The following is a 26,163-nucleotide window of genomic DNA, read 5'->3' as shown; positions in this document are numbered from 1 at the left end:
TCCGAAACCGGCCTTGGGCGTCTTTGGGGGGAAACTCAAGGCCGGTCGGATTGCAGCAACCGTTTACCACAAAATTTGTCTGCCGGGTTTGGTCATGAGTTAGACCGCTCCCTCCAGTTCCACGTCCCCGCCGTGGGCGGGTTCCTTGGCGGCTTTCGGGACGACGCAGAGTTTGGCACAACCGAACAGGATGGCACCGACTGATAGATAGCTCAGCGCCACCATCGGTGTCTTGTTGATCCCGATCGCCTCGCCGTGCATGAGTCCGAAAAAGGTAAGCACGCCGCCCGCGAGGGCGAAGCCCGAGGCTTTCAGAAAATCGCGATCGACGATGTAAACGGTGACCGCGCCGAGGATCACTCCTGCCAGGATTGAACCGCCGCCGAGGATGGAAAGCCCTTTATAAAGCACCCCGGTCTGCGCCATGGCGGCGATCATGTCCGGAGTGATTTCATGGATGCCTGCGACGGAACCGAGCGAATTGTCGATCTGGAGTTTGCCCCAGGCGGCGAGTGACGGGATGATCGCCATGATCACGGCCGGCGCGTGGCGGTGCGGACTTTCCTGGAACGCCTGCGAGCCGATCAGCATGCCGATGTAGAGAAGGATGGGCGAAATGGCGACCACCGGAATGACCGCGGTCATCAGTGAAATGACGCCGAACCAGGAGAGCAGGATGACCATCACCCCAGTCGCGGCGGAGTATCCGATGCGACCTCCCATCGCCTTCCAGCCCGGGTGACCGATGTAAACGGCGTTGATGTATGGATTTCCCATCAGACAGCCGATCAAGCTGATGATGCCATCCGCCGTTAGAACTCGGGTCGTGGGATATTCATCACCCGCCGCGGAGGCGCTGACGACGTTGTCCATTGCTTCAACGAGATCGTAGATACCGAACGGAATCGCGGTGACCAGGATGACGCTGAGGAGTTGCCAGTTCAGGCCGCTGAAGACCAGGCCGAAGACCGGAGTCGGGGCGGAGAAGCTGAACGTCGAAAACGAATCTTTCAGGGCATCGAGTTTCATCCCGCCGAAATTCAGGCCGAACAAGTTGGATCCCCATGCGATGAGCGTGCCGGCGGCGATGGCCACCAGTCCCGCTGGAATGCCGCCGTATTTCACCCCGCCAAACCAGCTCACGATGATGATCGCGAAACAAACCACGCCGATGACCGGAGTCATGAACATGGAGAGCGCCGGGGCCATGGAAATGAAGCTGATCGAAACCCCGGCAAGCGCACCTAGCAGCGCCGCCTTGGGAGTGATCTTGCGGATGATCGGCGCGAGGAAACCGCCGCCCATCAGCACGAAACTCTGGATGAAGACCCACACCAGCCCCGCCTGCCAGGCTTTCGTGGGATCGCCGGTGGCGAGCTTGACCGGCAACATGATGACGAGCGTGACGATGAACATGTGCGGCACGCTGATGCCCGAAGGCAGCGCGCAGACATCGGTGCGACCGGTTTTCGCGGCCAGCTTGTAGCCGAGCCAGGCATAGTAAAACGTGCTCATGCACATCATCATGCCGGCGGCCGGCAGGATGTGCTTGAAGACCATGTCGGGCGGCATTTTCAGCACGTACAGCAGAAGACCGCTGAGCGTGAGCATGTTGACCAGGATGTTAGTCCCGAATCCGAAGAAGGCGTTCCAGTCTCCCGGAACCCAGATTTTTGGTTTGATGGTGTCCATTGAAGCGATGTGTTTGAATTTTCAGTTGTGATGCAATGTGTCAGGCGAGCGCGGGGAGGATCGCGGCCGAGTCGGTGACCCAGCCGAAAATTCCACCCTGCGCCTTGATCATCTTGAGCCCCCATTCCTGGAAATCCGGGAAATAGGAGCCGACGCAATCCGAGGGAACGAGGCAGTTGTAACCGCGGTCGTTCGCCTCGCGGACCGTGGTGTTCACACAGACTTCGGTCGTCACACCGGTGACGACGAGCTGGGTGATGCCACGATTCTGCAGGATGGCGTGGAGGTCGGTGGCGAAGAACGCTCCCTTGCCGGGCTTGTCGATCACAGGCTCGCCGGGCTCCGGATAGAGTTCGGGGATGATGTCATGACCGGCTTCGCCGCGGATGAGGATGCGGCCCATGGGACCCGGATCACCGATGGATTTCTCTGATTTTCCGCGGACCTTTTTTTCGGGGGGGAGGTCTGCTAGATCGGGGCGGTGACCCTCGCGGGTATGGATGACCTGCAGGCCCGCGGCCCGCCAGGCGGCGAGCAGCGCTTGATTGGGCCCGATGGTCCGACGGAGCTGGGAAACGTCATTGCCCAGCATCTCGCCGAAGCCGCCCGGTTCGAGGAAATCACGCTGCATGTCGATGATGAGCAGCGCGCATTTCGCGGGGAAGAACTCGAACGGGTAAGGCTCGGCGGAGATGGCTGTGACGGATGACGTGTCCATGCGCTTGCTGGGGGAGAGAGTCAGAAGAAAATCGAGAGACCGGCGCTGATTTGATAGAGATCCTCACGATCCCCACCGCCGATGGCCTGGTTGCCGTCAAGCAGTCCGTCGTTGCTGAGGTGGTAGTATTTGAACGCGGTGTAGGCGGTCCAGAATCCGTATTTTTCCGGGATGAACTTGAGTGGAAGGCTGGCCTTGACCCCGGTGCCGAAGACCGCGAGGCCGGCTCCACCGGGAGAACCATCGAATTGCTGATAGAATTCGTTGCCAACCAGGTTGATGTAGGTCGGGAAATCGAATTTAACGTCACCCGCCTTGAAGCCCGGATCAATGCCGAAGGTGAAGTAGAAGCTTTCCTCCGAGCTGGAGGAGTCGAAGACCACGGTGGCCTTGTTGTCGAGTTCCTGCCAGTAAGCGACGTAGGGATTCAGCGCGAACGCGCCGAGCCATTTCGAGTCGTCGAGCTTGAGTTTGAGCTCCATGTGATAGGACGTCGTGTAGGAATCCACCATTGAGTCAAAGGCGGTGAAATTGGTCTCGAATTTCACATAATCACCGAGACCGTAGCTGAGACCGAGGATCGGATCCCATTCGTTCCAGTGTCCGGGATCCGCGCCGGATTCATGGGTGTGGATGGAAGCCCAGACTCCGGCGGTGAGCGTGACGTCGTTGACGAACTGGCTCTTGTCGGAATACAGGCTCCAGAAGGAGAGCAGCAATGGTTGGAAAACCATGCCCTCATTTTCCACATTGAGTCCGCGAGGAGTGATGTAGTTGCTCGAGAAGTCGAGCTGGAGGAGGAAATGGACGATCGGTTGTGCGGCCGCCGGTTCCATTGCGGGTGCGGTCGTCGTTTCCGTGGTGCCCGCGAGGAGGGGAGAGGCAAGGGCTCCGGTCATGAATGCGGCGGCGAGGAGGCCGGGTGTTCGGCGGCTGGGAATCGTGATGTTCATGGTGTGCTGGTGATGTTGTTTTGGAGGCGCGCCATCTCTTTAGCAAAGGCGGTGCCAGCCGCTTCACGGAGTCACAAGCCGCAGACAATGAATGGAATGCAAATCACGGGGTGTTTCGGGTGGAGGTTGGTCAGTGTCGCGTTTGTTCCGGGCTGCAACACCCGCAACACATCACGGTTTCTCCTGCGGAAAGCGGCGGTAGATACGGCTGCGGTTCACACCTAACAAGCGGGCCGCTTCGGCGACATTTCCGCCGGTGGTCTCGAGGGCGCGCTGGATGAGCTCCTGTTCCGCGGCGTCGAGATTGAGTGGGAGCGGTTCGGTGGAAACCGTCGCTCTAACAGTGGTTTGCGCTGGCGGTGTGTGGCTTTGAAACAATTGCAGGTGATGAGCGGAGACGGGCTTCCCGCCGCTCAGAATCAGCGCGCGTTCCATGACGTTTTTCAACTCGCGGATGTTTCCGGGAAACGGATAGCTGCGGAGAACTTCGAGCGCCTCGGGCAGGACCGATGGAGCGGCCATTCCCATTTCCGTGGCGAAGACGTCGAGGAAATGCGCGGAAAGCAGCGGAATGTCCTCACGACGCTCCCGCAACGGCGGTGTCTCGACGGTGAAGCGCGCGAGGCGGAAGAACAGGTCCTGCCGGAAATCACCGGCCGCCATTTTATCCGGCAGGTCGGCATTGGTGGCGGACACCACCCGCACGTCCACTTGGCGAGGTTTGTTAGATCCCACTGGCGTGACTTCGCCGTCTTCGAGAACGCGCAGGAGTTTTCCCTGGAGCGTGGATGGCATGTCGCCGATCTCGTCGAGAAAAAGCGTGCCGCCATCGGCCAGTTCCAGAAAGCCCTTGCGATCCGAAGTTGCGCCGGTGAACGCCCCTTTCATGTGGCCGAAGAACAGCGACTCGGCGAGCTCGCCGGGGATTGCGACACAGTTGACGGGGATGAACGGACCGGTGGCGCGGGGGCTTTGGTGGTGAATCGCGCGGGCGACGAGTTCCTTGCCGGTTCCGCTCTCGCCGGTGATGAGGACGCTGGTTTTTCCGAACTGATGGAGCTTCCGGATATCGTCGAGCATGCGTTTCAAGTGCGCGCTGCTGCCGACGAATCCGCCGACGCCCCAGCGCTTCGCTTCATCCGCGGCGATCTTGGTTAGACGGGCGGCGGCTTTGTCGCGGGCTTGCTCGGCTTCCTGACGACGGAAAATTTCCTCCTCGAGCTCGGTGTTACGCTGGCGGAGTTCTCGCGTGACGCGGCTCAGCTTGAGGTGGGTGGTGACGCGGGTGACGACTTCCTCGGCATGAAACGGCTTGAGGATGTAATCCACCGCCCCTAACCGGAATCCGCGGACGATGTCGCCGGTTTCCTGGCGGCTGGTGATAAAGATGACCGGGATATCCGCAGTCTCCGGATCCGCTTTCAGAGCACGGCAGACGGAAAATCCGTCGTTGCCGGGCATCATCACGTCCAGCAGTACAAGATCGGGCTTCGCGCGATGCACCAGATTGATGGCGGAGCGACCGTCGGACACGGCGAGAATTTCGTGGCCCAGTGGTTCCAACAGATTGCTCAGGAGCGAAAGGCTGGCAGGAGTGTCGTCGGCGATGAGGATGCGGGCGTTCATGCGACGGGAAGTTGGGCGATGAGCCGCTGGATGGATTTCATGTCGTAGCTGGAGAGGAATCCGCGCAGGTGATGTGAAAGCCTTTCACCGGCAGGTCCGAGGTCCTCGACGTCGATGAGGCAGTTCTTCAGCACGGTAGCGCTGTGGAGTTCGGCGGCAACAGTTAGACGCGTGGCGAGTTCCTGTGGCAGGGTGATTTGGCCGAGGTCGAAAGTGATGTCCGGAGCCGTGACCGCCTCCGGAGGATCGTAGTCGAAACGGACATCAGGCACGTGGCGCAGGCATTCGTAAATGCGTTCCGCGCGGAAGGGCTTTGCGACGAAATCATCGCAACCCGCCTTGAGGCATTCCTCGCGATCCTGTGCGAGCGCCGATGCCGAGGTGGCGATCACTTTCAAACCGGCCGGCGCGAATTCCGCGATGAGTTTGCGAGTTGCTTCGATCCCGTCCAGAGCGGGCAGGCGGATGTCCATGAACACGATCTGCGGCCGGGAAATGCGGGTGACCTCCATCGCCTGGCTGCCATTTCCCGCAAGAACGACCTCGCAACCGATCTGCGACAGCATGGCTGATAGAGCACCGCGGTTTTCCGCGATGTCGTCCACGACCAGCGCGCGCAGACGGGTGCCTTCCGCGAGCTGGCGGACTTTTCCTCGGACGGTGCGCGCGGGAGTTGCCGGTGCCGTATCGGATGGCGCGAGGCGGACGGTGAGAGTGAAGGCGGAGCCGACTCCAAGCTCGGAGCGGACGGTCAAGTCGCCACCCATCAGTTCCGCCTGGCGGCGGGCGATGGCGAGTCCGAGACCGGTGCCACCCGAGGGAGGAGCGTCGGATCCTTGTTGGAATGGCTCGAAGATTTTATCCAGCGATCCCGCGTCGATTCCGGTTCCCGTGTCTTCCACCGTGAATCTCCACTCGTCGGCATCGCCACGTTCGATCCGCAGGGCGACGAGGCCGCGCGGGGTGAATTTCACCGCGTTTCCTAGCAGATTGATCAGGATCTGGCGCAGTTTCCCCTCGTCCCCGCGGACGACGGAAGGAACCTCTCCGGAGGGAAACACAATGCGTAGGCCGAGTTTCTTTTCCTCGCAGGGATGTTGGAACATCGCACCCATTTCCCTAACCAACGCAGCCGGGTCGAAGTCCGTGAGGGCGACTTCCATGCGGCCGGCGTCGATTTTCGAGAGGTCGAGGATTTCCTCGATCAGATGAAGCAGGTGGTCACCGCTGCTGATGATGGTGGCGACGGCATCGCGGTGGAACGGCGGCAGCGATTCGTCGCGGGAGAGAATCTGCGAGTAGCCGAGAATCGCGTTCATCGGAGTGCGGATCTCGTGGCTCATGTTTGCGAGAAATTCGGATTTCGCGAGGTTCGCGGATTCAGCGGCGAGCTCGGCGGCTTTTCTAACATCGACCTCGCGCTGCATGGCGTCGGTCTGGCTGGAGCTGCTCCGGAGATAAGCGGCGAGTAATCCGGTGATGACGAGGCCCGCGCCCAAGGAGAGCCAGGGAAGTAGGTCGGTGCCGGAACCTCGGAAAGCGGGAGTCGGCTCGTAAAGGAGGGTCCAATGACGCCCGGCGACATCCAGTGTTTCCCGCCAGACCGGAAGCCCCGCGCGGCGCTCGCCCGCCTGCCGATAGAGAAGCGACCCGTTGTCCTTGTCCGAAACCGTCAACGCCACCTGGGTGTCCGGCCGTTTTCCCAGTGCCAGATCGATGAGATCGCCGATGCGGAAAACAGCGGTGGCGAATCCGGTTAGAGCCGCCCGCCTCTCTTCCACCGTGACGGCGGCTTGGTTATAGACCGGTCTGAAGACGACGAATCCCAGCTGCGATCCGGATTCCTGCGCCAGACGAATGGGCGGCGTGGCGGTGGATTCTCCGCTATCGCAGGCTTGTTCCAAGGCGGCGCGGCGGCGCGACTCGGAGCCAACGTCGAAACCGAGCGCGGGAGCGTTTTTCTGCAAGCTCTCCAGATAGTAGACCGGATAATAAACCGGGCGGCTGGCGGCCGACTCCATCCCGCCGCCGGGTTTTTCCTGGGTGAATTGAAAGCCGGGAAAACCATCGTTGCGTGCTCCTCCTTCCCAGATGTTCCGTTTGTCTCCGGGCACTTTCGGATCCCAAGCGAGTGCCTGCAACTCCGGTTGTCGATTCAAGGATCCGGTGACAAACACGCTGAACTCCTCGCGGGTGACGTCGGAGCGGGATTGGAAAAACGCAGCCATCCCATGGAGAACCTCCAGCGAACGCATGATCTGCCCGCGGATGATGTCCGCCCGGTCCTGAGCCATCCGCTGGACTTCATCGAGCCTTGCCTTTTCGCGGGCTTGCCACAGTTCGACCGTCACCAGCCCGGTCAGCAACAACCCGGCCGCGAGCGCAATCAACGCGGGAGCTTTCACCGGGAAAAATTCCTCGGGCGGATTCGACATGTCGGCGACAGGAGCAAGCCCGCGGGGAAGCACTCCTTGTGCCAAGCGAAATGGCGAGGGGGAGGGGACGTCTCCGTCCGGTTCCCCGGATGAGCGATCACACGCTCACTTCACCGGTGGCTTTTCAACCGCCTTGGGCCTCTCCTCTTCCTTCGGTGCCGGTGGTGTGGTCGCAGGTTTTTCCGGTGCGGATTCCTTGGCGGGGATGGGAAGAACGAGAGTGGTGCCGCCCTGGCCGCGCGGATCACCATCCATGAATCGAGATGGATAAGGCATGTAGTTCCGGTAAGGCATCCGCGAGTAGTCGTATTCCGGAGTCGGGCGGGGTGTTAGGAATTCCATCATGCCCTGCTCGTATTCCTTCGGATGGTCCTTCTGGATGAGCGCGAGCATCTCGCCGGTCTTCGCCGCCGGGATCAGGTCGCTGCCGCTCTTGAGCGCGTTTTGCAGGGAAACGACGGCCAGCAGGTATTGGCCGGCGGCGAGTTGTTTTTTACCGGCTTCGTAGTCGCGAAGATTGTCCACTTCACGGCCGCTCACGTTGTTTGACTGTGCGATGAGCTGGCGGACTTCTTTGATTCGCTTGCACGCTGCCGTGTCCTCGCGGCTGTTAGCCTCTTTCATCGCCCGGTCGAGGAACAGGTCCACGTTTTCGCCCGGAGTCGGTTGAAATCCTTCGGGCAGATCCAGACAGCGGGGGAGAACCATCAGCAGCAGCGCGGCGCGCAGTTCGACGAATTCCATTTTCCCGGTTGTCTCGAAGGACGATGGTGTCGTCACGCACAGCACCTCGACATTCACGGGCAGGCCGGCGCGGAATTCGCGATAGCTCTTTTCCAGCCGACTCAGGGTTTGGATCGTTTCGCGGAGTTCCGCGTTGTCCGAACCCGATGAGCGGTTGGATCCCTGCATCTTGGAGAGCTTCAGAAGGGCCGGCTTCATGTCGTCGAGGGTTTTCACTCCTTCGATGATTTTTGCGATCTCGTCTCCGCTCGCCTTTTCAAATTCGAGCCGCGCGATGATTTGCGAGCGGGGAATGAGGGTGGTTTCCTGGCTGGCCAGATTGCGCAGCGACTGGGAGGCTTGGCTGGTGTTTCCGGAAATGCTGGCCTGCAGGTAGTCCTGCCAACTGGTGACAAACTGGCGCGCGTTGCCCAGCTCTGATAGAAGCGAGCGCAGCGCGGCGTCGTTGGAGTCGTAACCCTGGCTTTCCCCTATGTTGTTAAAGCGGTTGCGGGACAGCGAAACAATCACCTTGTCCAGCTCCTCCGGCTCCGTCGCCCGGGTGATTTTTTCGCGGGCCGAGTCGAGGATGCCCTGCAACTCGGTGATCATTTCCTGGGTCTTCTGCTGCTGTTCGTCCTTGATCGATTTCTTGAGAGCGGCCAATCCTTCCTGGGCTTTTTTCGAGGGCTCGTAGTTTCCGAAATTGTCCAGCGTCTGCTCGAGCACACGGCTGTTGTCCTGGGCGAGCCCTGCCTGGATCTGGCGGATAAATTGTTTCAAGGAACCGGCCTGATGCTCTTCGTCGTCGCCGACCGCGAGATTCTTCATTTCCTCCTGCAGCGTCGTCACCAATTCGTCGCCCGCCTTTTTTGCTTCCTCGGAAAGCGCGGAAGAACGCGCGGCCAGAGTCAGAATCAACAATGGGATGAGTTTTCCGGAGGTCATGTCCTATCAGGTATGAAATCCGTGAAGTCTTGGCAACGGGAGATTTGTGAAAATCCCGTGAAAGCGGCTGAGAACCTGTCTTAACACCGCCTCTTAGAATAAATCACCGGATCTGTCCTCAAACCCAAACTCCGTTCGTCATTCTTTTGAAACAAGCCTCCACGAAACCATGAAAAACGAAACCTGCTACGGCCCTGATGAAGCCCTTCCCGACCATTCAGTCGTCTCGCACGACGACTGGATCGCCGCGCGCAAGGAATTGCTTGTGAAGGAAAAGGAACTCACCCGCCTGAGCGATCAACTCAGCTCCGCCCGCCGCGCATTGCCTTGGGAAAAGGTGGAGAAGAACTACGTCTTCGAGAGTCCGGACGGGAAGGTGACGCTCGCCGAACTCTTCGGCAGCAAGCGCCAACTCATCGTCCATCATCTGATGTTCGCTCCGGGGTGGAGTGAGGCCTGCGTCGGTTGTTCGCATTCCGCCGATCATGCGGATTCCGCGCGGCAGCATTTTGAGAACGCGGACGTCTCCTACGTCGCCATTTCACGCGCTCCGGTCGAGGATCTTCTGCGTTTCAAAAAGCGCATGGGCTGGACCTTCCATTGGATTTCATCCGGCGACGGCGATTTCAACTACGACTACGGCGTCTCGTTCACGCCGGAGCAGGTGGCTTCCGGAAACGTTGGCTACAACTACGCCACCTCCACTTACACCTTCGACGAGCTTCCCGGCGTCAGCGTTTTCTACAAGGACGAGGAGGGAAATGTTTTCCACACCTACTCCACCTACGCCCGAGGGCTTGATATTCTGCTAGGCTCTCACAACTACCTCGACCTCACGCCCAAGGGCCGCGGAGCGAAAGGCACTCCTGACGATCCCGGCTGGCTCCGCTATCACGACCAATATCAAACCGCCGAAGCCAAGAGCTGCTGCGCCTGCAAATAAAACCGCCATGAACCCGCTGCGTCGTCCCTGTGGTGCCCATGTGAAAATCCCCCGACCACGCGCCGCGGGCTTCGCCGGTTGGATGGTGCCAAGCGTCTTGCTGGTCCTCATTCCCAAGTGCCCCGCGTGCTTCGCCGCCTATGTCGCGCTCGCCAGCGGCATCGGCCTCTCCATACCGGTGGCGGATGGACTCCGCACTGCGTTGATTCTCCTCTGCGCCGCATCGCTTGGATTTCTAGCAATCCGCAAGCTCCGCCGGGTTATACAAAACCACAGCAATCGTCAGTCGTCGGTTTTGAATAAGCGGTGATCAAACGCCCGCGTAGCTTCTGTCATCCGACCGCCGGGGATAACTTGGGGTGGATCCTTGCTAACAATTGCCGCAGATCCTCCGGTTTGACCGGCTTCACCAGATGTTCGTCGAAGCCTGCCTCAGCCGTCCTGCGCCGGTCTTCGTCCGCACCCCAGCCGCTCAGGGCGACGAGGTAGGTGTCGGGACGACTTTCCCTCACCCGGCGTGCCGCTTCGTAGCCATCCATGATCGGCATCCCCAGGTCGAAGCAGGCGAGCTGCGGTGATAGACGGAGCGCTTCCTCCACCGCTTTCTCACCGTCGTAAACCACGTCGCACTCCATTCCCTCCATGCGGAAGAACATCCCGAGGATGTCGGCGGTCGTCTTTCCGTCATCCGCCACGAGAACGCGGAATTTTTCCGAGGAATGAGTGGCGCGCTCAGGTTCCGGTTCATCAGGAAGCCCGGCCTGTTCCTCCGCAGGAAGCTCCACGACGAATTCGCTGCCACTTCCCTCGCCTTCGCTGGTTAGAGAAATGGAACCGCCGTGCATCTCTACCAGGGATCTCACCAGCGTCAGGCCGATTCCGAGACCGTCCTTTGATCCGGAGGCTCCCTGATCAAAAAGGTTGAAAATGGTGGCCTGGTCTTCCGGACTGATTCCCTTTCCATTATCCCTAACTGAAAATCTGGCGGATCCGCCGGAGGTGCTGAGTCCGAGAACGATCCTTCCGCCCGGCGGAGTGTATTTGGCGGCGTTCAACAGGAGATTGGAAACCACTTGTGTCAGCCGATGCCGATCAGCCGTCAGCATGAGATCCGGCGATGCGTTCTCCACCACCAGTTCGTGTCTTAAATCGTCTATCAGCGGCTGCACCGACTCGACCGCCTGGTGAATGACCTCTTCGATCCGCACGGAGCCCGTTTGGAGCTTGATCTTTCCGGTGCTGATCCTTGACGCGTCCAGAAGGTCATCGATGAGGTGGGCCATCTGGCCGACCTGGCGGTCGATCATATCGCCGATTTTTGCGACAAGCGCGGCATTTTCGGAATTCTCACGCAGGACCTCCATGCCGGTGAGGATGGGGGCCAGCGGATTCCGGAGTTCGTGCGCCAGCATGGCCAGGAACTCATCCTTGCTGCGGGACGCGCGCGCCAGCTCCGCGTTGCTCCATTCCAGCTTGTCATTCGCCTCCCGGAGTTTGCGTTCGCTCTCCAGCAATCCCTGCCGCTGGCGGGCGAGATCGAAAAACACCGCCGCCTTGTTCAGCAGGATCACCGGATTGATCGGTTTTGGCAGGAAATCGATGGCACCTGCCTCGAAGCCACGGATCCGCCGCTCCTGATCCACCGTGCCAGCAGTTAGGAAAATGATCGGCGTGCCGCGCGTCCGGTCGGTGCTGCGCATGATCTCCGCCAGCTCGAAGCCGCTCATCCCGGGCATCTGGATGTCCACGAAGGCGAGGGCGATCTCATGCACCAGCAGCAGCTCCAGCGCTTCCTGACCGGATCGGGCTTTCAACAGTTCCAGTCCATCTCGTTTCAACAACCCTTCAAGCGCGATGAGATTGGCCTCGAGGTCATCGACGAGCAGAAACTTGATGGGTGCGGATTCGGACATTTCAAAGGGCAGTGGAAAGGGCGTTTAAAGCTAAGGCAATTTCCCGCAGTGACAAGGGACTTGCGGAGGGGCAGGCCGCAAGAGCGGCTTTCGGCATCGCCGTTCCTTCCGCGGTTGCGGGCTGCTGGACGAGAGCCCGGCCGCCGGCATGGCAGACTGCCTTGAGGCCCATCTCTCCGTCGGTGCTGGCACCCGTTAGAATCACTCCGGTCAGCGAGTCCCCGTAGGCGTCGGCCGCGGATTGGAACAGAACGTCGATGGCCGGTCGGGAGTAAAGAACCGGCTCGTCGCTGGACAGGGAGAGCGTGAAATCCGGCTCGACCAGCAGGTGATAGTCCGCGGGCGCGAAATACACCGTCGCCGCGCGGATGGCCTCCTTGTCCTCCGCCTCTTTCACCGCGATGGCGCACCGCGTCGAGAAAAGATCCGCCAGCAGGCTCCTCTTGTCCGGCGGCACATGCACCACCACAAACACCGGAAGCGGATAGTCGGCAGGCAGTGCCGGCAGAATGGTGGACAGCGCTTCGATCGCGCCGACCGAAGCACCGATCACGACGGCCGCGGGAGGTGTGGCAGCGTATTTGTTCATGATTCGCCTCGTTTCTGGTAGATGCGGTCCTCGCGGTCGAACTCGGCAAATGCAGTCGAATGTGTGGAAAAGCGCAGGCTCTCCTTCGAGCCGATTCCGAGGAAGCCCTTGCGGACGAGCGAGTCGCTGAACAATCCGATGGCCCGGTCCTGCAGGTCGCGGTTGAAATAAATGAGAACATTGCGGCAGGAGATCAGCTGCGTTTCTCCGAAGACCGCGTCGGAGACCAGACTGTGATCGGAAAAGACGGCCCGCTTCCGCAGCGTCGGATCGAACTTGGCGCGGCCGTAGCCTGTCGAGTAATAATCCGATAGAGAGGATTTTCCGCCCGCGCGGCGGTGGTTCTCGGTGAACTGGGCGATCCGGTCTAGTTCGTAAACTCCTGCCCGTGCCTTCTCCAGCGCCTCGCCATTGATGTCCGTGGCGTAGAAAATCGTGCGGCTCTCCAGGCCTTCCTCACGGAAGAGGATGGCCATCGAGTAGAGCTCTTCGCCCGCGCTGCATCCGGCGATCCAGACTTTCAACGATGGATAGGTCCTCAAATGCGGGATCACCTTTTCGCGAAGCGCCCGGAAGTAGGAGGGATCCCGGAACATGTCACTCACTTGGACGGTTAGGAATGGCAGCAGCCGTCCGAGCGTCTCCGGTTCATGCAGCACGCGATGTTGGAGCTGGGAAAACGTTTCGCAGCCGAAGTGATCCTTCGCCTGAAGCAGGCGGCGCTTCATCGAGGCGGGCGAATAGCAGCGGAAATCGTGGTGATACTTCCGATAGATCCCCTCAAGCAGCAGTTGCAGCTCGATCTCCTCGGTTTCAGCGGCGGAGCTTTTCATCGGGGCATCCAGACGCGGATGAGCGATAACAGTTTTTCCACATCGAGCGGTTTTGAGAGATAGTCGTTTGCTCCGGCTTGGAGGCACTGTTCCTGATCGGTCCTCATCGCCTTGGCTGTCAGGGCGATGATCGGCAGCTTGCCCCATTCCCGCCGCTTGCGGATTTCCTTCATGGCGGTGATGCCGTCCATTTCGGGCATCATGATGTCCATGAGAACGAGATCGATCTGTTCCGCCGGATTTGCCAGTGTGGATTCCAGTGCCGCGATCGCTTCGAGACCGTTGCGGGCGATGCGGAGCGTGACTCCACGGCCTTCCAGCAGGCTGGTGAGCGCGAAGATGTTTCTAACGTCATCTTCGACGACCAGGATGCGTCGTCCCTCAAGGGCGGCGTCGCGGTTGTTGGATTTTTCGATCATCCGTTGCTTTTCGAGAGGCAGATCCGACACCACCTGATGGAGGAACAAGGAGACTTCATCCAGAAGCCGCTCGGGGGATTTCGCTCCCTTGATGATGATGGATTTGGAATAGCGGCGCAGGCGCTGTTCTTCCTCCGGAGCGAGCTCCCGTCCGGTATAGACGATCACCGGCGGGAAGGAATAGGAATCCTCGGTGCTGAGTGTTTCCAACAGCGAGAAGCCCGAGGCATCCGGCAGGCTCAGATCCAGCACCATGCAGTCGAAGGTGGAGGTGCTCAGTTTCTCAAGGCACTCCGCGGCGGTCTGGGCGCAGACGGCATCGACATCCCGCGAGCCGAGGAGATCGCGCATCGCCTCGACCTGCACGGGATCATCCTCGACCACCAGCACCCGCCGCATTTTTTGTGTTAGGCGGGTTTCGAGATTGCGGAAGGCCTCGGCGAGTTGTTCGCGTTTGACCGGCTTGAGCATGTATCCCACCGCCCCGAGCGCGATCGCGGTTTTTGAATAGTCACCGGCGGACACCACATGGACCGGAATGTGGCGGGTGCGCGAGTCCGCCTTGAGCCGCTCCAGCACAATGAGTCCGGAATTGTCCGGCAGACCCACGTCGAGCACGATCGCGCTTGGCACATACTGTTGGGACAAGGCCAGCGCCTCTTCCGCCGTGGTTGCGATGAGGCATTGGAAATTCAGTTCATGGGCGAGATCAAAAACGATCTGCGCGAAACGCTCGTCGTCCTCCACGGCCAGGATCACGCGTCCGGCTCCGGTAAGATGCTCGCGGTCGTCCGGGATTTGAGTGAGGGCCCTTCGCTGTTTGCGAGGCTCCTCGGCTGACGGAAGCGCGTGAGTGGAAATGGCCGGGGTGGGGGAGGCGGCTTCTTCTTTCGCCGAGGGTCCCTGATGGGTCGTCGGCAGCAGCACGGTAAATGTGCTTCCGTGTCCCGCCTCGCTGACAATCTGGATTTCGCCGCCTAGCAGCCGGGCGAGATTGCGGGAAATGGAGAGTCCCAGTCCCGTGCCGCCATATTTCCGGGCGGTCGTGCCATCCGCTTGGAAAAACGGATCGAAGATCGCCCGCTGCTTTTCCGGAGCGATGCCGATGCCCGTATCGCTTACCGCGAACGCCACCCGACCATCCGCCACGGAGCTGATCGTCAGTTTGACCAATCCCTCTTCCGTGAATTTCAGCGCATTTGATAGAAGGTTCTTCAGCACCTGTTCGAGCCGCTGCGGGTCGGTTTCGATGACCGCGGGAGCCGAGGCATCCGCTTCGATCACCAGTTCCACGGATTTCTGGGAAGCGACCGGGTCGAAGGTGTCGCGCAGGGAGGCCATCACCCTTTGGAGTTTCACCGGCTCGGGATTCACCTCCATGTGCCCGGCCTCGATCTTCGAGAGATCCAGCACGTCGTTGATGAGGGTGAGCAGGTCCTTGCCGGCGGATTCGATGGTGAGCGCGTATTTGATCTGCTCGGTCGTTAGATTGCCGCCGCGGTTTTCCGCCAGCAGCTTCGCGAGGATCAGGGAGGAGTTCAGCGGTGTCCGCAGTTCGTGGGACATGTTCGCCAGGAAGTCCGACTTGTAGCGGCTCGCCTGCTCCACCTCGCGTGCCTTGTTTTCCAGATTGATCTTGGCGATGGCGAGGCCGTCCTTCTGTTGTTCGAGCACCTTGGTCTGTGCTTCGAGCTGGGTGTTGATCTGTTCGAGCTCCGCCTGTTGGAGTTCCAGGCGTGATTGGGACTCCCGCAGCGCGCGGCCTTGCTCCTCCAGTTCTTCGTTGGACACCCGGAGTTCCTCGCTCTGGGCCTGCACCTCTTCGCTCTGCTGCTGCGTCTCCTCCAGAAGCTCCTGCAGCCGCATGCGGTATTTCACGGATCTCACCGCCACCGCCACCACCGGTTCCACCCGGCTCAGAAGTTCCACGTCTGGCTCGCGGATCGGGTTGAAAAATCCGAATTCCAACACCGAGTTCACGCCTCCGTCCAAGGTGAACGGAGCGATCAGCAAATGGCGCGGAAGCGATTTACCCAAACTTGAACCGATCGTTAGATAGCCCTCGGGGACATTGTGAATGGTCTGGACCCGGCCGCTCTTCGCCGCCTGTCCGAGCAATCCCTCGCCGGGAAAAAACCAATCGGGCACGCTGCCCGCCGAGGCCGCGTGGACGCCGGTGCGCCGGTAGCCGCCGTTGTCCTCCACGAACATGGCTCCGGCCTGGGCGTCGAGGTATTCCGCCAGAAACCCCACCACGTTGTCCGCCAGATCCGCCAGATTGAGTTCCCCCATCAGCTTTCCGGACAATTCCGCCTGGCCGTTCTGAAGCCACGTCTCACGCCGTGCCGCGAGGCGGATTCTGATGAAACGGCAGCCGATGCCCGCCATCATCCACAAGGTGACGACGGCGAGGGTCCGCCGGACTTCAGACAAATCCCTGCCGGGTCCATCCGGTGTCGTGAAGTAGGCGACGATGATCAGAATTGTTCCGACAAGGGCGACCCAAAGCGGAATCCGCTCGCGCCAGAAGAAGAAGGAAAGCGCCATCGGCACCATGTACACCATGTAGATGGCGACGCCGTAGGGGGTGAAATAATCCGCGGCGAACACCACCGCCATCGCAAGCCAGACGCTCCAGGAAATCACAGGGGAGGATTTTTCTTCGGACCGGGTCATTTGAGGTGCTTGGCGTGAATCAGACAGGAGGGGCGCTCCGAAGATCAGGGGTTTCCCCAAACCATTTGATCAGACACACGTTGGCCTTCTCTGTGCAAGATTCAGGTTCTCATCCCATTAGCAGATGGCGTTCCCTCATGATTCGTCGGGGAAAAGCGCCGATTCTGCACGATCCTGTTCGCGCATTTTGCATGGATTGATTGCAAAATACACTCAGCCCGATCCGCCATTTCCGACAGCCGAATGTGTTCCGGCTGTCTCAGTCGGTAGGTAATCCGGCTGAGAGGCGATCTGAAAAATCAGAAGGAGCGCGTTCATTCTGAACGCTATTTGCGGCGGACATCCTGTCTGCCGGCGCATCCCCGGATCGCCCGACAGGATGTCGGGCTCAAACAGTCGACAAAATATCGACGCTCCTCATTTTTCAGGCGTCCTCTGAGACAGCCGCGACACAATGTGCAGCGTCACCATTTCACTCGCGAACTTTCTCTGGAAAGGGCGAGCCCATCCGCGCGCGAGAACCGGTATCCGTAGAAGAGAGTTTCGCGCAGAGGCGCAGAGGGTGGATTGATGAGTTTTGAATTCATCTGAAAACCTCTGCGTCCCCTGCGGCTCTGCGCGAGAACCGGAAATTCTATCTGACGAAGGGGTTCTGCGCGGAGGAGGGGTAGCCCGTCTCGGTAAAATCGTGGGGACTGTTTTGAGGGCGTCCTATTTACCGCGTGCAAAGGCAGCACCGGTTCGATTAGCTTCGCCTCATGAGATTCGTGATGAAGCAGGAGTTCTGGTGCATGGGCGATGATTTCGTGATTCGGGATGGAGCGGGAAACGACTGTTACAAGGTCGATGGCCGGGCGTTCAGTTTCGGCGACAAGCTGAGCTTGCAGGACATGGCAGGAAACGAACTCGCGTTTATCAGCCAGCGGCTTCTATCGTGGGGGCCGAGCTATCAGATCCATCGTCCGGGGCATGGGGCCGCCGAGGTCAACAAGGAGCTCTTTACGTTTTTCCGCTGCAAGTTCGAGATCGATGGCCCGGGCAACGAGGACTATGAAGCCAGCGGGGATTTCATGGATCACGAATACGAGATCAACGGCCACAACGGGCAGGCCGCGGTCGTCACCAAGCGCTGGTTCTCGTGGACGGACAGCTACGGCATCGAAATCGCGGACGGCGAGGATCCGGTGCTGTTGCTCGCAACGGCGGTCGTGATCGATCTGGTCTGCCACGATGGCAAGAAGCAGCATTGAAATGGTGTAGAGGTTCTCGCGCGGAGCCGCTGAGCCGCAGGGGGAAGAGATCAGGGCTTTTCTAATAGGCTTTTGTCTCATCTGAAAAACTCTGCGTCCCTGCGCCTCTGCGCGAGTAAGGTTATTTCTATCGAAGTAGGAGGTTCTCGCGCAGTGACGCAGAGCCGCGGAGGGAGGAATTAGACGGGCCTCTCATCTGAAAAACTCCGCGCCTCTGCGTCCCTGCGCGAGAACAGGAATTCATTTCCAAGACCCGATCACGTCCCGCGCAAATGCTCCCCAAGGAGCGGCGGACTCCGATCCGCCGAAGCCTTTGAGCCGTTCCCGCGCGGCGCTAAGCTCCCCTCATGAACCGCGCGGAGACCCCGGAATCGCCCTCCGTTACTTGAATTCCGAGGGATCGAAATTCCTCCAATCCTTGAGGCTAGGTGGCATACGCGATTGCGTAATAGGAATTAATTAAAAAATCTGAATAATCAGCCACATCAGATAACCAACCCTTCGAGGTAAAAAGTTTTCCGACCCACCACCTGCCGATTCCGGCCCAACCAATTTCCGAGACAGCCCGCCGAATTTGAAGACCTCAGAATGCTGATCCTTCCAACGGCTCTCTCTATCAGACAAAAGACAACACACCCGAATAAAATACTAGAAACATACAACACTATGAAACTGACCAACACCCCAAGCATCAAAGCAAAGTCCGGTATGACCCTCCTCGAATTGACGGTCGTCATCCTCGTCTTGCTTTCCCTCATCTCCATCCTCTTCATCGGTGCCCGCGCCTGGAAGAAGGGTTCGGATCGTTCCGCCTCCATCCTCACCATCCGTAACGTCCAACAAGCCGTTCGCTCGTTTGCGAACATGAACGGCGTGGCCGAAGGCGGAGCGGTGGCTACCACCGATATCTTCGGAACAGGCAAGTTCATGCAGAACAACCCGACCGCCGGTCTCCATCCAGGTGGCGCCGGTCTGACCTACACGATCCTCGCACCAACGGTGGTGCCGGTTGTCGGCACCCTCTACCTCACGGTCGCCGGTTCCGCCACCTCGGACGCGACTCCTAACACGTATTACATGCCGACTGCCGGCAGCTACAGCGACTGGTAATTCCAACGGAATCCGATTCCAACTTCACGGCTCACCTGCTCATGGCGGGGGAGCCGTTTTTTTGTGATCCATTCCGATCTGTTTCCCTATCCTTGCCGGGCATTGCAGAAAGAAGAATGAACCACAGATGAACGCAGATGGGCACGGATTTGAAGATGCTTTCAAAACATCTCGCTCACTTCGCAGCCCCTGCTTGGCTCAATTTCCGCCCCCGATCGGACCCACCCGGCAGCTCCCAAGGTGGCTGCGGGCGTCTCGCCCCAGTCCGTTGAGGGAGCGTCTCGCTCCCTGTTCTGGAACCCCAACCGGGAAGAAACGCAAAGCCGAACCGATGGATGGTTTTCAAAGGCACCGCGAATCGAGCGAATCCTGCGAATCTTCCATGAGGAGCCCGGACGCCCTCGTCCGGCTTCTTCCCATAGGGGGCGGGAACGTCTCGTCCCAGCTTCCGCTTCTTTTTCCTCCCTGCGTTGTCCCCGGCCATTCCAGCCAGTGGTTTTGCCAGTTTTTCTCTTCCCTGAAAACTGAACACTGCCAGCTGGAAACCTCTTCCTTCAAGGGGCTCAGGGCGACTCCGTCATGTGGATCAGGTTCCATCCATGGCCGTCGGGATCGAGAAAGCTGTGCTGATACATGAACCCGTGATCTTCCGCTTCCTCGAAAACGGAGCCTCCGGCCTCCAACGCTTTCCGGATCATCTCATCCACCTCGGCCCGGCTGCTGCAGGTGAGACAAGTCAGCACCTCAAGAAACTTGGAAGTGTCACACAGGCCGCGGGGCGAAAAGGTGGAAAACACGGACTCCTCCGAGAACATGACACTGATGGTGTCACTCATGATGATGTAAACACACGACCCGCTGCTGACCGCTTCGTTCACCGTAAAACCCAGCGCGGTGTAAAACGCCCGTGCTCCCGGCACGTCTTTGGTGGAGAAATGAAGAATGATCTGGCGGCTCATGGGGTGGGTGGCGTGGGGTCGTTGGCCGGAAGCTTTCCGCTGGGGCGGTTGCCGGAGTATCAGAACGAGGATTGAAGGGAAATGGAAATTGGCATCTCCCCACTGCTCACTGTTCACTGCTCACTGCTCACTGCTCACTGCTCACTGCTCACTGCTCACTCGGCACTTATCCTAACTTTCTCCTTCCCGTCGCCCGTTAGTGTGGCGATGCGAAATGCCTTGGTGAAAAACCTGATGAGATCCAAATAAAGAGTCACCGACCGTGGGGAGGTATTCACCCCGGAGTGGATGGTCGAGGCGACGCTCCTCATTTTTCAGACGCCCTCTCAGAAAATACCGATGGCAGGGACGGCCCGGAGGTCCATCGCCGCCATCGGTTGTTTCAGACCGCATTACAGCACGCGGCCGCTCACCACGTTGCTCCAGTCCGAGTACCCGGTGGAGCCGCCCACGGCGCGGATGCGGAAGATATACATCGCACCCGGTGTTAGGCCGGAGACGGTGATTTCGCGGCTCTTGCGGCTGAGTCCGCTGATGCTCCATGGTTCGGGCTCACCCGTCGTGCCCAGCGCGGCGTATTGGTATTCATACGTCAGCGCGTTCACGATGCGTTTGGTCTTCAGGACCATCTCGCCGCTCATTCCCTGCACGGCCGAGACGCTTTCCGGCGCGGGCAGGGGATAGGATGCGGTGTTCGTGCTCGTCGCCAGGAAGCCGCTGGCTAACAAGGTTTCCATGTCGTTGCCGCAGTTGATCTGCACGTAGAGCGCCAGCTTCTTCATCATCTCGATGAGTTCAGCCATGCGGTTGTTTTTCGCCGCCGTGGCCGCGGGGCCCCCGTTTTTGCGGGCGATCCTCGATGCACGGAACGCGGTGAGGCCGGACTCCAGTTGCACCTGCGTCACCGGCGGATCGGCCGGCGGCGGGGTAGTGCCGAAGAATTTGTCGAGGACCGTGCCTCCCTGGACGTCCAGGTTGTCTTCAGTTCCGCTGGCAAAGGCCAGCGAGACGCGCGTTTGTTTGATGGTCATATTTCGGGTGTTGTTTGATGTTGGGGTGTGTCTCTTTTTCTTTTCCAGCGGAGCAACCGTTGCGGCCATCCGTCATCGGTATGGAGTTAGACTAACTGTTGAAATTTATCGATTGATTTTTTCGGCACTATTTTTGAAATTTCGACCTACGCGATAAATTCATTGATTTTTGCTAACGAGGTTTTTTCCGAGGCTCCATATGGATTCCATGTTAGGGGTTGGCCTGCTCCGGCAGCCCTCTTGGCTGATTTCTATCACGTTTTGGAAAAATAATTTTCCTCCGCTATGGCCGGATTCGGGACTAACTGGCCGGAATTGTTCCCTGATAGGCGGTCTTCAAAGATCAAAAAAGAACCGTCCATCCGCCGATAAGCAGGATGAATTCGGATGAAAACCGGGCAATTTCTATCCAGAGAAGATTATTTCGCGCAGAGCCGCTGAGGCGCAGAGGGGAGATTTGATGGGTTTTGATCTCATCTAAAAACCTCTGCGGCCCTGCGTCCCTGCGCGAGAACCTCTCTTCCTACCCAGAGAAGAGTGTCTCGCGCAGAGACGCTGAGGCGCAGGGGGGAGATTTGATGGGCTTTTCTCTCATCTAAAAAAACCTCCGCGGCCCTGCGCCCCTGCGCGAGAACTTCTATTTCTATCCCGAGAAGAGTGGTTCGCGCGGAGACGCTGAGGCGCAGAGGGAAGATTTGATGGCGTTTTCCGATGGGCTTTTCTCTCATCTGAAAAACCTCCGCGGCCCTGCGTCCCTGCGCGAGAACCTCTATTTCTACCCAGAGAAGAGTGTCTCGCGCAGAGCCGCTGAGGCGCAGAGGGAAGAGTTGATGGTGTTTTTCAATGTGCTTTGCTCTGATCTTTAAAACCTCTGCGGCCCTGCGCCCCTGCGCGAGAATAGGAATTCATCATCTTTCAGGCTGTTTCGGAAGCTTGGAGGTTTTGGCGCTGGAAACGTCGGTCGATTCTGTTATTTGTTATCAGATCATGACCGAAAATGAAATTGGAAGCATCGTTATTGCCGGCGCGATCGAAGTTCACCGGGAGCTGGGACCGGGCTTGCTTGAGTCCGTCTATGAGGCGGCGCTTGCCCACGAGTTGACGGAAAGAGGGTTGTCTGTCCGTCGCCAGGTGCCGGTAGCGATCCACTACAAAACAATTTTTTTGGAAGAAGGCTTCCGTGCGGATCTGGTCATCAACGACCAAGTGATTCTTGAACTGAAGTCAGTCGAGCAATTGTCGAAGGCCCATCGTAAACAAATCCAAACCTACCTCCGGCTCACTGACACCAAGCTCGGCTATCTCCTGAATTTTGGAGTCGCGCTTATGAAGGAAGGAATCGTCCGGGCGGTCAACGGCCTGCCCGAATAGAAATACCATGCATTTCTATCCGAGGAAGAGGACTCGCGCGTAGGCGCAGAGCGGGAGAATTGAAGGGCTTCGATCCCATCTGAAAAACTCAGCGCCTCAGCGGCTCTGCGCGAGAACCTCTCTTACTATCCAGAGAAGAGGACTCGCGCGGAGACGCGGAGGCGCAGAGGGAAGATTTGATGGGTTTTGATCTCATCTGAAAACCTCCGCGGCCCTGCGTCCCTGCGCGAGAACCTCTCTTACTATCCAGAGAAGAGGACTCGCGCAGAGACGCTGAGGCGCAGAGGGAAGATTTGATGGGCTTTTCTCTCATCTAAAAACCTCAGCGGCCCTGCGCCCCTGCGCGAGAACCTCTCTTACTATCCAGAGAAGAGGACTCGCGCGGAGGCGCTGAGGCGCAGAGGGAGAGTTGATGGTGTTTTTCAATGCGCTTTGCTCTGATCTTTAAAACCTCTGCGTCCCTGTGTCTCTGCGCGAGAACCTCTCTTACTATCCAGAGAAGAGTGTCTCGCGCAGAGACGCTGAGGCGCGGAGGGAAGAGTTGATGGCGTTTTCCGATGGGCTTTTCTCTCATCTGAAAAACTCTGCGGCCCTGCGCCCCTGCGCGAGAACCTCTATTTCTATCCAGAGAAGAGTGGTTCGCGCAGGGACGCTGAAGCGCAGCGGGAAGAGTTGATGGTGTTTTCCGATGGGCTTTTCTCTCATCTAAAAAAACTCCGCGGCCCTGCGTCCCTGCGCGAGAACCCGCATTCATCAGCTCCAGCCCAGGTTCAGCGCGGTGGATTCAGTCACGTCCGCTCCATCCTTAACCCAGCCCGGCCCGGAATGAACTCACGCAGCCCCTCGAAAGATGACCGCAGGCCCTGCGTTCATGAACGAAGCCGCTCCATCCATTCACCCCGCCTCTGCTTTGATGAAGGAGGGGCTGAAACAAACGAACGCAGCGCCTTCCTTAATGAAGGAAGCTCCGAAATGAAGGAACGCAGCCGCTTCCTTCATTAAGGAAGGACCGAAATGAATCAAGGCAGTCCCCGGCTTAACCACGCCAGCCGCTCCACGGATCACCGCAGCCTCTGCTTGGCTCAATTTTCCGCCTCCGATCGGACCCACCCGGCTGCTCCCAAGGTGGCTGCGGGCGTTCCGCCCCAGTCCGTTGAGAGAGCGTCTCGCTCCCCGTTCTGGAACCCCCAGCCGCGAAGCCGCGAAGAAACGCAAAGCCGAACCGATGGATGGTTTTCAAAGGCACCGCGAATCGAGCGAATCCTGCGAATCTTCCATGAGGAGCCCGGACGCCCTCGTCCGGCTTCTTCCCATAGGGGGCGGGGACGTCTCGTCCCAGCTTCTGCTGCTTTTTCCTGCCTGCGTTGCCCCCGGCCAATCCAGCCAGTGGTTTCGCCAGTCCTTTTCCCTCCTAAAAACTGAACACTGCCAGCTAGAAACGTCTTCCGGCACTTCCCCCAAGATTCTCCTTCCCGCCAAGCCTTTGATTGTTAGTCTGGCGATGCAAAATGCCCCCGTCCGATTCCCAGACCTTCCTCCGCGAGCTCGATATGAATGGAGCGGAGCGACATGGACGACCCTCAAACGTCGCCCGGAGGGTTCGCGCGGGGGCGCGAATCAAGCTCTGGACCGCCGCCGACCGGCTGCGCTCCAACCTAGACGCCGCTGTATATAAGCACACCGTCCCCGGCCTGACGGTCAAAGACCGGCGCTACAACGCGAAGGACATCCTCGGGCATGGGCGCCCCATGAACCCTCCAAGCTCTACCTCTGCGTTCCTTGGCGACCTTTGCGCCTTTGCGGTAAACTCTTCCGATTCTTCCAACTTCGCCTGGGGCCAGCACATGCTCCACCACCTCGCGCCGAATGGCGCGATGGCCCTGCTGCTGACCAATAGCTCCATGAGTTCGAATTCCGGCGGCGAGGGGGACATCCGCCGCGCCCTGATCGAGGCGGATCTAATTGACTGGCTGAACCGAAATAAAAATTAACCACGAAATCAGTCAAATAACATGGACTATCCTTATGAAAATCTGAACCCAGAAAAATTCCAACTTTTCTGCCAAGCCTTGCTTGTAAAGGAATACCCTGGAGTGCAGTGCTTCCCGGTTGCTCAACCTGACGGTGGGCGAGATGCGACTCAAATATATTTCGATATCGACAGGGGAAAAGAGTTCGCAATGTTTCAGGTGAAATACGTCCGCAATCCATTTTTGGAGACTGATCCGCACAAATGGCTTGCTGGAATAATTGCGAGTGAAGCACCAAAAGTGAAAATTCAGATTCGTGCAGGCGCTAAGTTTTTCGTGCTTATGACCAACATCCCGGGTACTGCGCATCTCGACTCTGGGAGCATTGACATCGTAAATAAGAAACTTACCGAAGAACTCGGGATAAAGTCTATTTGTTTATGGAGAAATGATTTGAGCCGCCGACTTGATTCGGCTTGGGATTTGAAGTGGGCTTATCCTGAATTGATGACAGGGCCAGACCTAATTAGGCTAATTATAGAGAGTAGTCTGTCAGAGTCAAAAGAGAGGCGTGCAAGCGCAGTTCATGCATTCGTAACCACACAGTATGGGATCGACCAATATGTAAAATTTAAGCAAGTCGATCTGGATAACAGACTGCTTGATCTTTTTATTGATGTTCCCATCAATTTCAGTCAAAGGTCTCCATGGCACACCTCTGAGCACTGGTCTCGGTTTGGCCATGAAATGCAAATGGAGTATTGGTCCCACAATATTACGGGTGGGGGAGAGGAGTCGATTTTGGTTTTGGATGAAAGAATGGCTTATGCTCGGAGGATGGGCGCAAATGGAACTGGTGCCGCGACATTCGCGCTATCCCAGGCCGCGGCCGATGATTTTCCATTTGCTGTTATTGAGGGTGCGCCCGGACAAGGAAAATCGACTATTACACAGTATATTTGCCAAGTGCACCGAATGCGACTTCTCAATAAGAGGTCCGATTTGAGTCAGATTCCGCAAGGCCACCAGACTGCACCTGTACGTTTGCCAATCAAGGTCGATCTGAGGGATTTCGCCGCATGGCTGATCCGGAGAAATCCCTTCACCCCTGAAGCGGAAGAAATCCCCATCGCAGTGTGGAATAAATCTCTGGAGAGCTTTCTCGCAGCCTTGATACGTTATCAATCGGGTGGGGCTCAGTTTGACGTGTCTGATCTTCAAGCGGTAATACGTCTCAGCGCTGTTCTTTTAGTAATGGACGGTCTTGATGAGGTTGCTGACATAAAACGCAGAGCCGATGTTGTCGCTGAAATTGTGAAGGGAGCCGAACGTCTTAAAGACCTTTCAGCATCCTTTCAAGTGATCGTTACGAGTCGGCCGGCGGCCTTTGAGAATTCCCCTGGTCTGCCTAGAAATATATTTCGCTACCTGAGCTTAAATTCGGTTACTCAAGAGCTAATTGATGAATACGCAACAAAATGGCTGAAAGCCAGGAGGCTTGTTGGTCGTGAAAGTTCAGATGTGAAGCGAATACTCAAGGATAAGTTGAGTCAGCCTCATATTCGCGATTTGGCACGCAACCCAATGCAGCTCGCGATATTATTAATTCTTATTCATACACGGGGCTTTTCTCTGCCGGATAAGCGTACCGCACTTTACGATAGCTACATCGATCTATTTTTTGATAGGGAATCCGAGAAAAGTGATATTGTCAGAGATAATAGAGAACTTTTGATCGATATTCATCGGTATTTAGCATGGAAGTTACACGTTGAATCGGAACAGTCAGGCGACGAGCGGCTAAGTTGTCCCGCCGGAGCAATCGAGGAAAATCGACTTAAATCAGTATTGCGAATTTATTTAGATTCTGAAGGTCGTGACCCGAATGGCACTGACTTAAGCGAAATTTCGGGGTTTACCGCGATGGGGGATTTCTTTGAAAATTGACCTGGCTGCGGTGAGGTAGCTGAAGTTCTTCGGCCGCTTTTTGATGGCCCGGGGTTC

General features: G+C 58.1%; 19 protein-coding genes and 1 pseudogene. 7 read left to right on the top strand and 13 right to left on the bottom strand.

The genetic code is table 11. The annotated features are described in order from the left end of the window. Positions 1-99: 99 nt before the first annotated feature. From ABIQ96_RS06545 to ABIQ96_RS06520, 6 genes are all read right to left on the bottom strand, one after another. A complete protein-coding gene (locus ABIQ96_RS06545; RefSeq protein ID WP_348213762.1) occupies positions 100-1,692 on the bottom strand; it encodes a regulator in 1,593 nt (530 codons plus the stop codon). 40 nt (positions 1,693-1,732) lie between these two features. Beyond that, positions 1,733-2,410, bottom strand: a complete 678-nt coding sequence (locus ABIQ96_RS06540) for a cysteine hydrolase (RefSeq protein WP_348213761.1) — start codon at positions 2,408-2,410, stop codon at positions 1,733-1,735. Positions 2,411-2,430: 20 nt separating this feature from the next. After that, on the bottom strand, positions 2,431-3,363 hold the full coding sequence (locus ABIQ96_RS06535; protein WP_348213760.1) for a hypothetical protein: 933 nt from the start codon (positions 3,361-3,363) through the stop codon (positions 2,431-2,433). Positions 3,364-3,534: 171 nt separating this feature from the next. Beyond that, positions 3,535-4,989 (bottom strand): sigma-54 dependent transcriptional regulator, encoded by a 1,455-nt coding sequence (locus tag ABIQ96_RS06530; protein WP_348213759.1) that lies wholly within the window; start codon positions 4,987-4,989, stop codon positions 3,535-3,537. Further along, the gene (locus ABIQ96_RS06525; RefSeq protein WP_348213758.1) at positions 4,986-7,424 is read right to left on the bottom strand and encodes a CHASE domain-containing protein; all 2,439 of its coding nucleotides are present in this window, start codon (positions 7,422-7,424) and stop codon (positions 4,986-4,988) included. The genes ABIQ96_RS06530 and ABIQ96_RS06525 overlap by 4 nt, the downstream gene beginning before the upstream one ends. A 105-nt stretch (positions 7,425-7,529) precedes the next feature. Beyond that, positions 7,530-9,095, bottom strand: coding sequence for a hypothetical protein (locus ABIQ96_RS06520; RefSeq protein ID WP_348213757.1), 1,566 nt, complete (start codon positions 9,093-9,095; stop codon positions 7,530-7,532). Positions 9,096-9,264: 169 nt separating this feature from the next. Between ABIQ96_RS06520 and ABIQ96_RS06515 the strand changes: the two genes are divergently transcribed. Both ABIQ96_RS06515 and ABIQ96_RS06510 read left to right on the top strand, forming a co-directional pair. Next, positions 9,265-10,038: a thioredoxin family protein gene (locus tag ABIQ96_RS06515; RefSeq protein WP_348213756.1), complete on the top strand. Its 774-nt coding sequence runs from the start codon at positions 9,265-9,267 to the stop codon at positions 10,036-10,038. Positions 10,039-10,045: 7 nt separating this feature from the next. Next, positions 10,046-10,348: a hypothetical protein gene (locus tag ABIQ96_RS06510; protein ID WP_348213755.1), complete on the top strand. Its 303-nt coding sequence runs from the start codon at positions 10,046-10,048 to the stop codon at positions 10,346-10,348. Between the two features lie 22 nt (positions 10,349-10,370). Here the strand turns inward: ABIQ96_RS06510 and ABIQ96_RS06505 are convergent, their stop codons facing one another. Genes ABIQ96_RS06505 through ABIQ96_RS06490 form a run of 4 tightly spaced genes read right to left on the bottom strand, consistent with a single transcriptional unit; the run spans position 10,371 to position 16,468 of the window. Then, positions 10,371-11,951, bottom strand: coding sequence for a response regulator (locus ABIQ96_RS06505; RefSeq protein ID WP_348213754.1), 1,581 nt, complete (start codon positions 11,949-11,951; stop codon positions 10,371-10,373). A gap of 1 nt (position 11,952) precedes the next feature. After that, positions 11,953-12,540 carry a chemotaxis protein CheB gene (locus ABIQ96_RS06500; protein ID WP_348213753.1) on the bottom strand — a complete coding sequence of 196 codons (588 nt, stop codon included), beginning with the start codon at positions 12,538-12,540 and terminating at the stop codon, positions 11,953-11,955. Continuing rightward, on the bottom strand, positions 12,537-13,373 hold the full coding sequence (locus ABIQ96_RS06495) for a CheR family methyltransferase (RefSeq protein ID WP_348213752.1): 837 nt from the start codon (positions 13,371-13,373) through the stop codon (positions 12,537-12,539). Before ABIQ96_RS06495 ends, ABIQ96_RS06500 begins: the two co-directional genes overlap by 4 nt. Then, complete coding sequence (locus tag ABIQ96_RS06490; RefSeq protein ID WP_348213751.1) at positions 13,370-16,468, bottom strand: response regulator; 3,099 nt, start codon at positions 16,466-16,468, stop codon at positions 13,370-13,372. Before ABIQ96_RS06490 ends, ABIQ96_RS06495 begins: the two co-directional genes overlap by 4 nt. 758 nt (positions 16,469-17,226) lie before the next feature. Here ABIQ96_RS06490 and ABIQ96_RS06485 point away from each other — a divergent pair. Continuing rightward, positions 17,227-17,718, top strand: coding sequence for an LURP-one-related family protein (locus ABIQ96_RS06485; protein WP_348213750.1), 492 nt, complete (start codon positions 17,227-17,229; stop codon positions 17,716-17,718). A 666-nt stretch (positions 17,719-18,384) separates the two neighbouring features. Then, positions 18,385-18,828 (top strand): prepilin-type N-terminal cleavage/methylation domain-containing protein, encoded by a 444-nt coding sequence (locus ABIQ96_RS06480; RefSeq protein WP_348213749.1) that lies wholly within the window; start codon positions 18,385-18,387, stop codon positions 18,826-18,828. A gap of 563 nt (positions 18,829-19,391) precedes the next feature. Here ABIQ96_RS06480 and ABIQ96_RS06475 read toward each other — a convergent pair. The 3 genes from ABIQ96_RS06475 to ABIQ96_RS06465 all read right to left on the bottom strand — a co-directional run bounded on the left by ABIQ96_RS06475 (position 19,392) and on the right by ABIQ96_RS06465 (position 20,818). Next, a complete protein-coding gene (locus ABIQ96_RS06475; RefSeq protein ID WP_348213748.1) occupies positions 19,392-19,787 on the bottom strand; it encodes a VOC family protein in 396 nt (131 codons plus the stop codon). A 155-nt stretch (positions 19,788-19,942) separates the two neighbouring features. Continuing rightward, positions 19,943-20,065, bottom strand: coding sequence for a hypothetical protein (locus ABIQ96_RS06470; RefSeq protein WP_348213747.1), 123 nt, complete (start codon positions 20,063-20,065; stop codon positions 19,943-19,945). Positions 20,066-20,179: 114 nt separating this feature from the next. After that, positions 20,180-20,818 carry a fibronectin type III domain-containing protein gene (locus ABIQ96_RS06465; protein WP_348213746.1) on the bottom strand — a complete coding sequence of 213 codons (639 nt, stop codon included), beginning with the start codon at positions 20,816-20,818 and terminating at the stop codon, positions 20,180-20,182. Between the two features lie 987 nt (positions 20,819-21,805). Here ABIQ96_RS06465 and ABIQ96_RS06460 point away from each other — a divergent pair. From ABIQ96_RS06460 to ABIQ96_RS06450, 3 genes and pseudogenes are all read left to right on the top strand, one after another. Next, positions 21,806-22,189: a GxxExxY protein gene (locus tag ABIQ96_RS06460; RefSeq protein ID WP_348213745.1), complete on the top strand. Its 384-nt coding sequence runs from the start codon at positions 21,806-21,808 to the stop codon at positions 22,187-22,189. Positions 22,190-24,000: 1,811 nt separating this feature from the next. After that, a pseudogene (locus ABIQ96_RS06455) lies at positions 24,001-24,162 on the top strand (N-6 DNA methylase); the annotation flags it as partial. A gap of 39 nt (positions 24,163-24,201) precedes the next feature. Next, complete coding sequence (locus ABIQ96_RS06450; protein WP_348213744.1) at positions 24,202-26,106, top strand: hypothetical protein; 1,905 nt, start codon at positions 24,202-24,204, stop codon at positions 26,104-26,106. The last annotated feature ends 57 nt before the right edge of the window (positions 26,107-26,163 follow it).

The organism is Luteolibacter sp., assembly GCF_039920825.1.
Taxonomy (GTDB): Bacteria; Verrucomicrobiota; Verrucomicrobiia; order Verrucomicrobiales; family Akkermansiaceae; genus Luteolibacter.
The sequence above is the reverse complement of the archived record's forward strand: the minus strand, read 5'-3'. Positions and strand labels throughout refer to the sequence as shown.

Excerpts from the sequence above, each read along its gene's own strand:
- ABIQ96_RS06515 (WP_348213756.1), top strand. The coding sequence starts at position 9,265 with ATGAAAAACGAAACCTGCTACGGCCCTGATGAAGCCCTTCCCGACCAT.
- ABIQ96_RS06495 (WP_348213752.1), bottom strand. The coding sequence starts at position 13,373 with ATGAAAAGCTCCGCCGCTGAAACCGAGGAGATCGAGCTGCAACTGCTG.
- ABIQ96_RS06450 (WP_348213744.1), top strand. The coding sequence starts at position 24,202 with ATGGACTATCCTTATGAAAATCTGAACCCAGAAAAATTCCAACTTTTC.
- ABIQ96_RS06535 (WP_348213760.1), bottom strand. The coding sequence starts at position 3,363 with ATGAACATCACGATTCCCAGCCGCCGAACACCCGGCCTCCTCGCCGCC.
- ABIQ96_RS06545 (WP_348213762.1), bottom strand. The coding sequence starts at position 1,692 with ATGGACACCATCAAACCAAAAATCTGGGTTCCGGGAGACTGGAACGCC.
- ABIQ96_RS06530 (WP_348213759.1), bottom strand. The coding sequence starts at position 4,989 with ATGAACGCCCGCATCCTCATCGCCGACGACACTCCTGCCAGCCTTTCG.
- ABIQ96_RS06475 (WP_348213748.1), bottom strand. The coding sequence starts at position 19,787 with ATGAGCCGCCAGATCATTCTTCATTTCTCCACCAAAGACGTGCCGGGA.
- ABIQ96_RS06465 (WP_348213746.1), bottom strand. The coding sequence starts at position 20,818 with ATGACCATCAAACAAACGCGCGTCTCGCTGGCCTTTGCCAGCGGAACT.
- ABIQ96_RS06525 (WP_348213758.1), bottom strand. The coding sequence starts at position 7,424 with ATGTCGAATCCGCCCGAGGAATTTTTCCCGGTGAAAGCTCCCGCGTTG.
- ABIQ96_RS06500 (WP_348213753.1), bottom strand. The coding sequence starts at position 12,540 with ATGAACAAATACGCTGCCACACCTCCCGCGGCCGTCGTGATCGGTGCT.
- ABIQ96_RS06490 (WP_348213751.1), bottom strand. The coding sequence starts at position 16,468 with ATGACCCGGTCCGAAGAAAAATCCTCCCCTGTGATTTCCTGGAGCGTC.
- ABIQ96_RS06485 (WP_348213750.1), top strand. The coding sequence starts at position 17,227 with ATGAGATTCGTGATGAAGCAGGAGTTCTGGTGCATGGGCGATGATTTC.
- ABIQ96_RS06460 (WP_348213745.1), top strand. The coding sequence starts at position 21,806 with ATGACCGAAAATGAAATTGGAAGCATCGTTATTGCCGGCGCGATCGAA.
- ABIQ96_RS06505 (WP_348213754.1), bottom strand. The coding sequence starts at position 11,951 with ATGTCCGAATCCGCACCCATCAAGTTTCTGCTCGTCGATGACCTCGAG.
- ABIQ96_RS06480 (WP_348213749.1), top strand. The coding sequence starts at position 18,385 with ATGAAACTGACCAACACCCCAAGCATCAAAGCAAAGTCCGGTATGACC.
- ABIQ96_RS06540 (WP_348213761.1), bottom strand. The coding sequence starts at position 2,410 with ATGGACACGTCATCCGTCACAGCCATCTCCGCCGAGCCTTACCCGTTC.
- ABIQ96_RS06520 (WP_348213757.1), bottom strand. The coding sequence starts at position 9,095 with ATGACCTCCGGAAAACTCATCCCATTGTTGATTCTGACTCTGGCCGCG.
- ABIQ96_RS06510 (WP_348213755.1), top strand. The coding sequence starts at position 10,046 with ATGAACCCGCTGCGTCGTCCCTGTGGTGCCCATGTGAAAATCCCCCGA.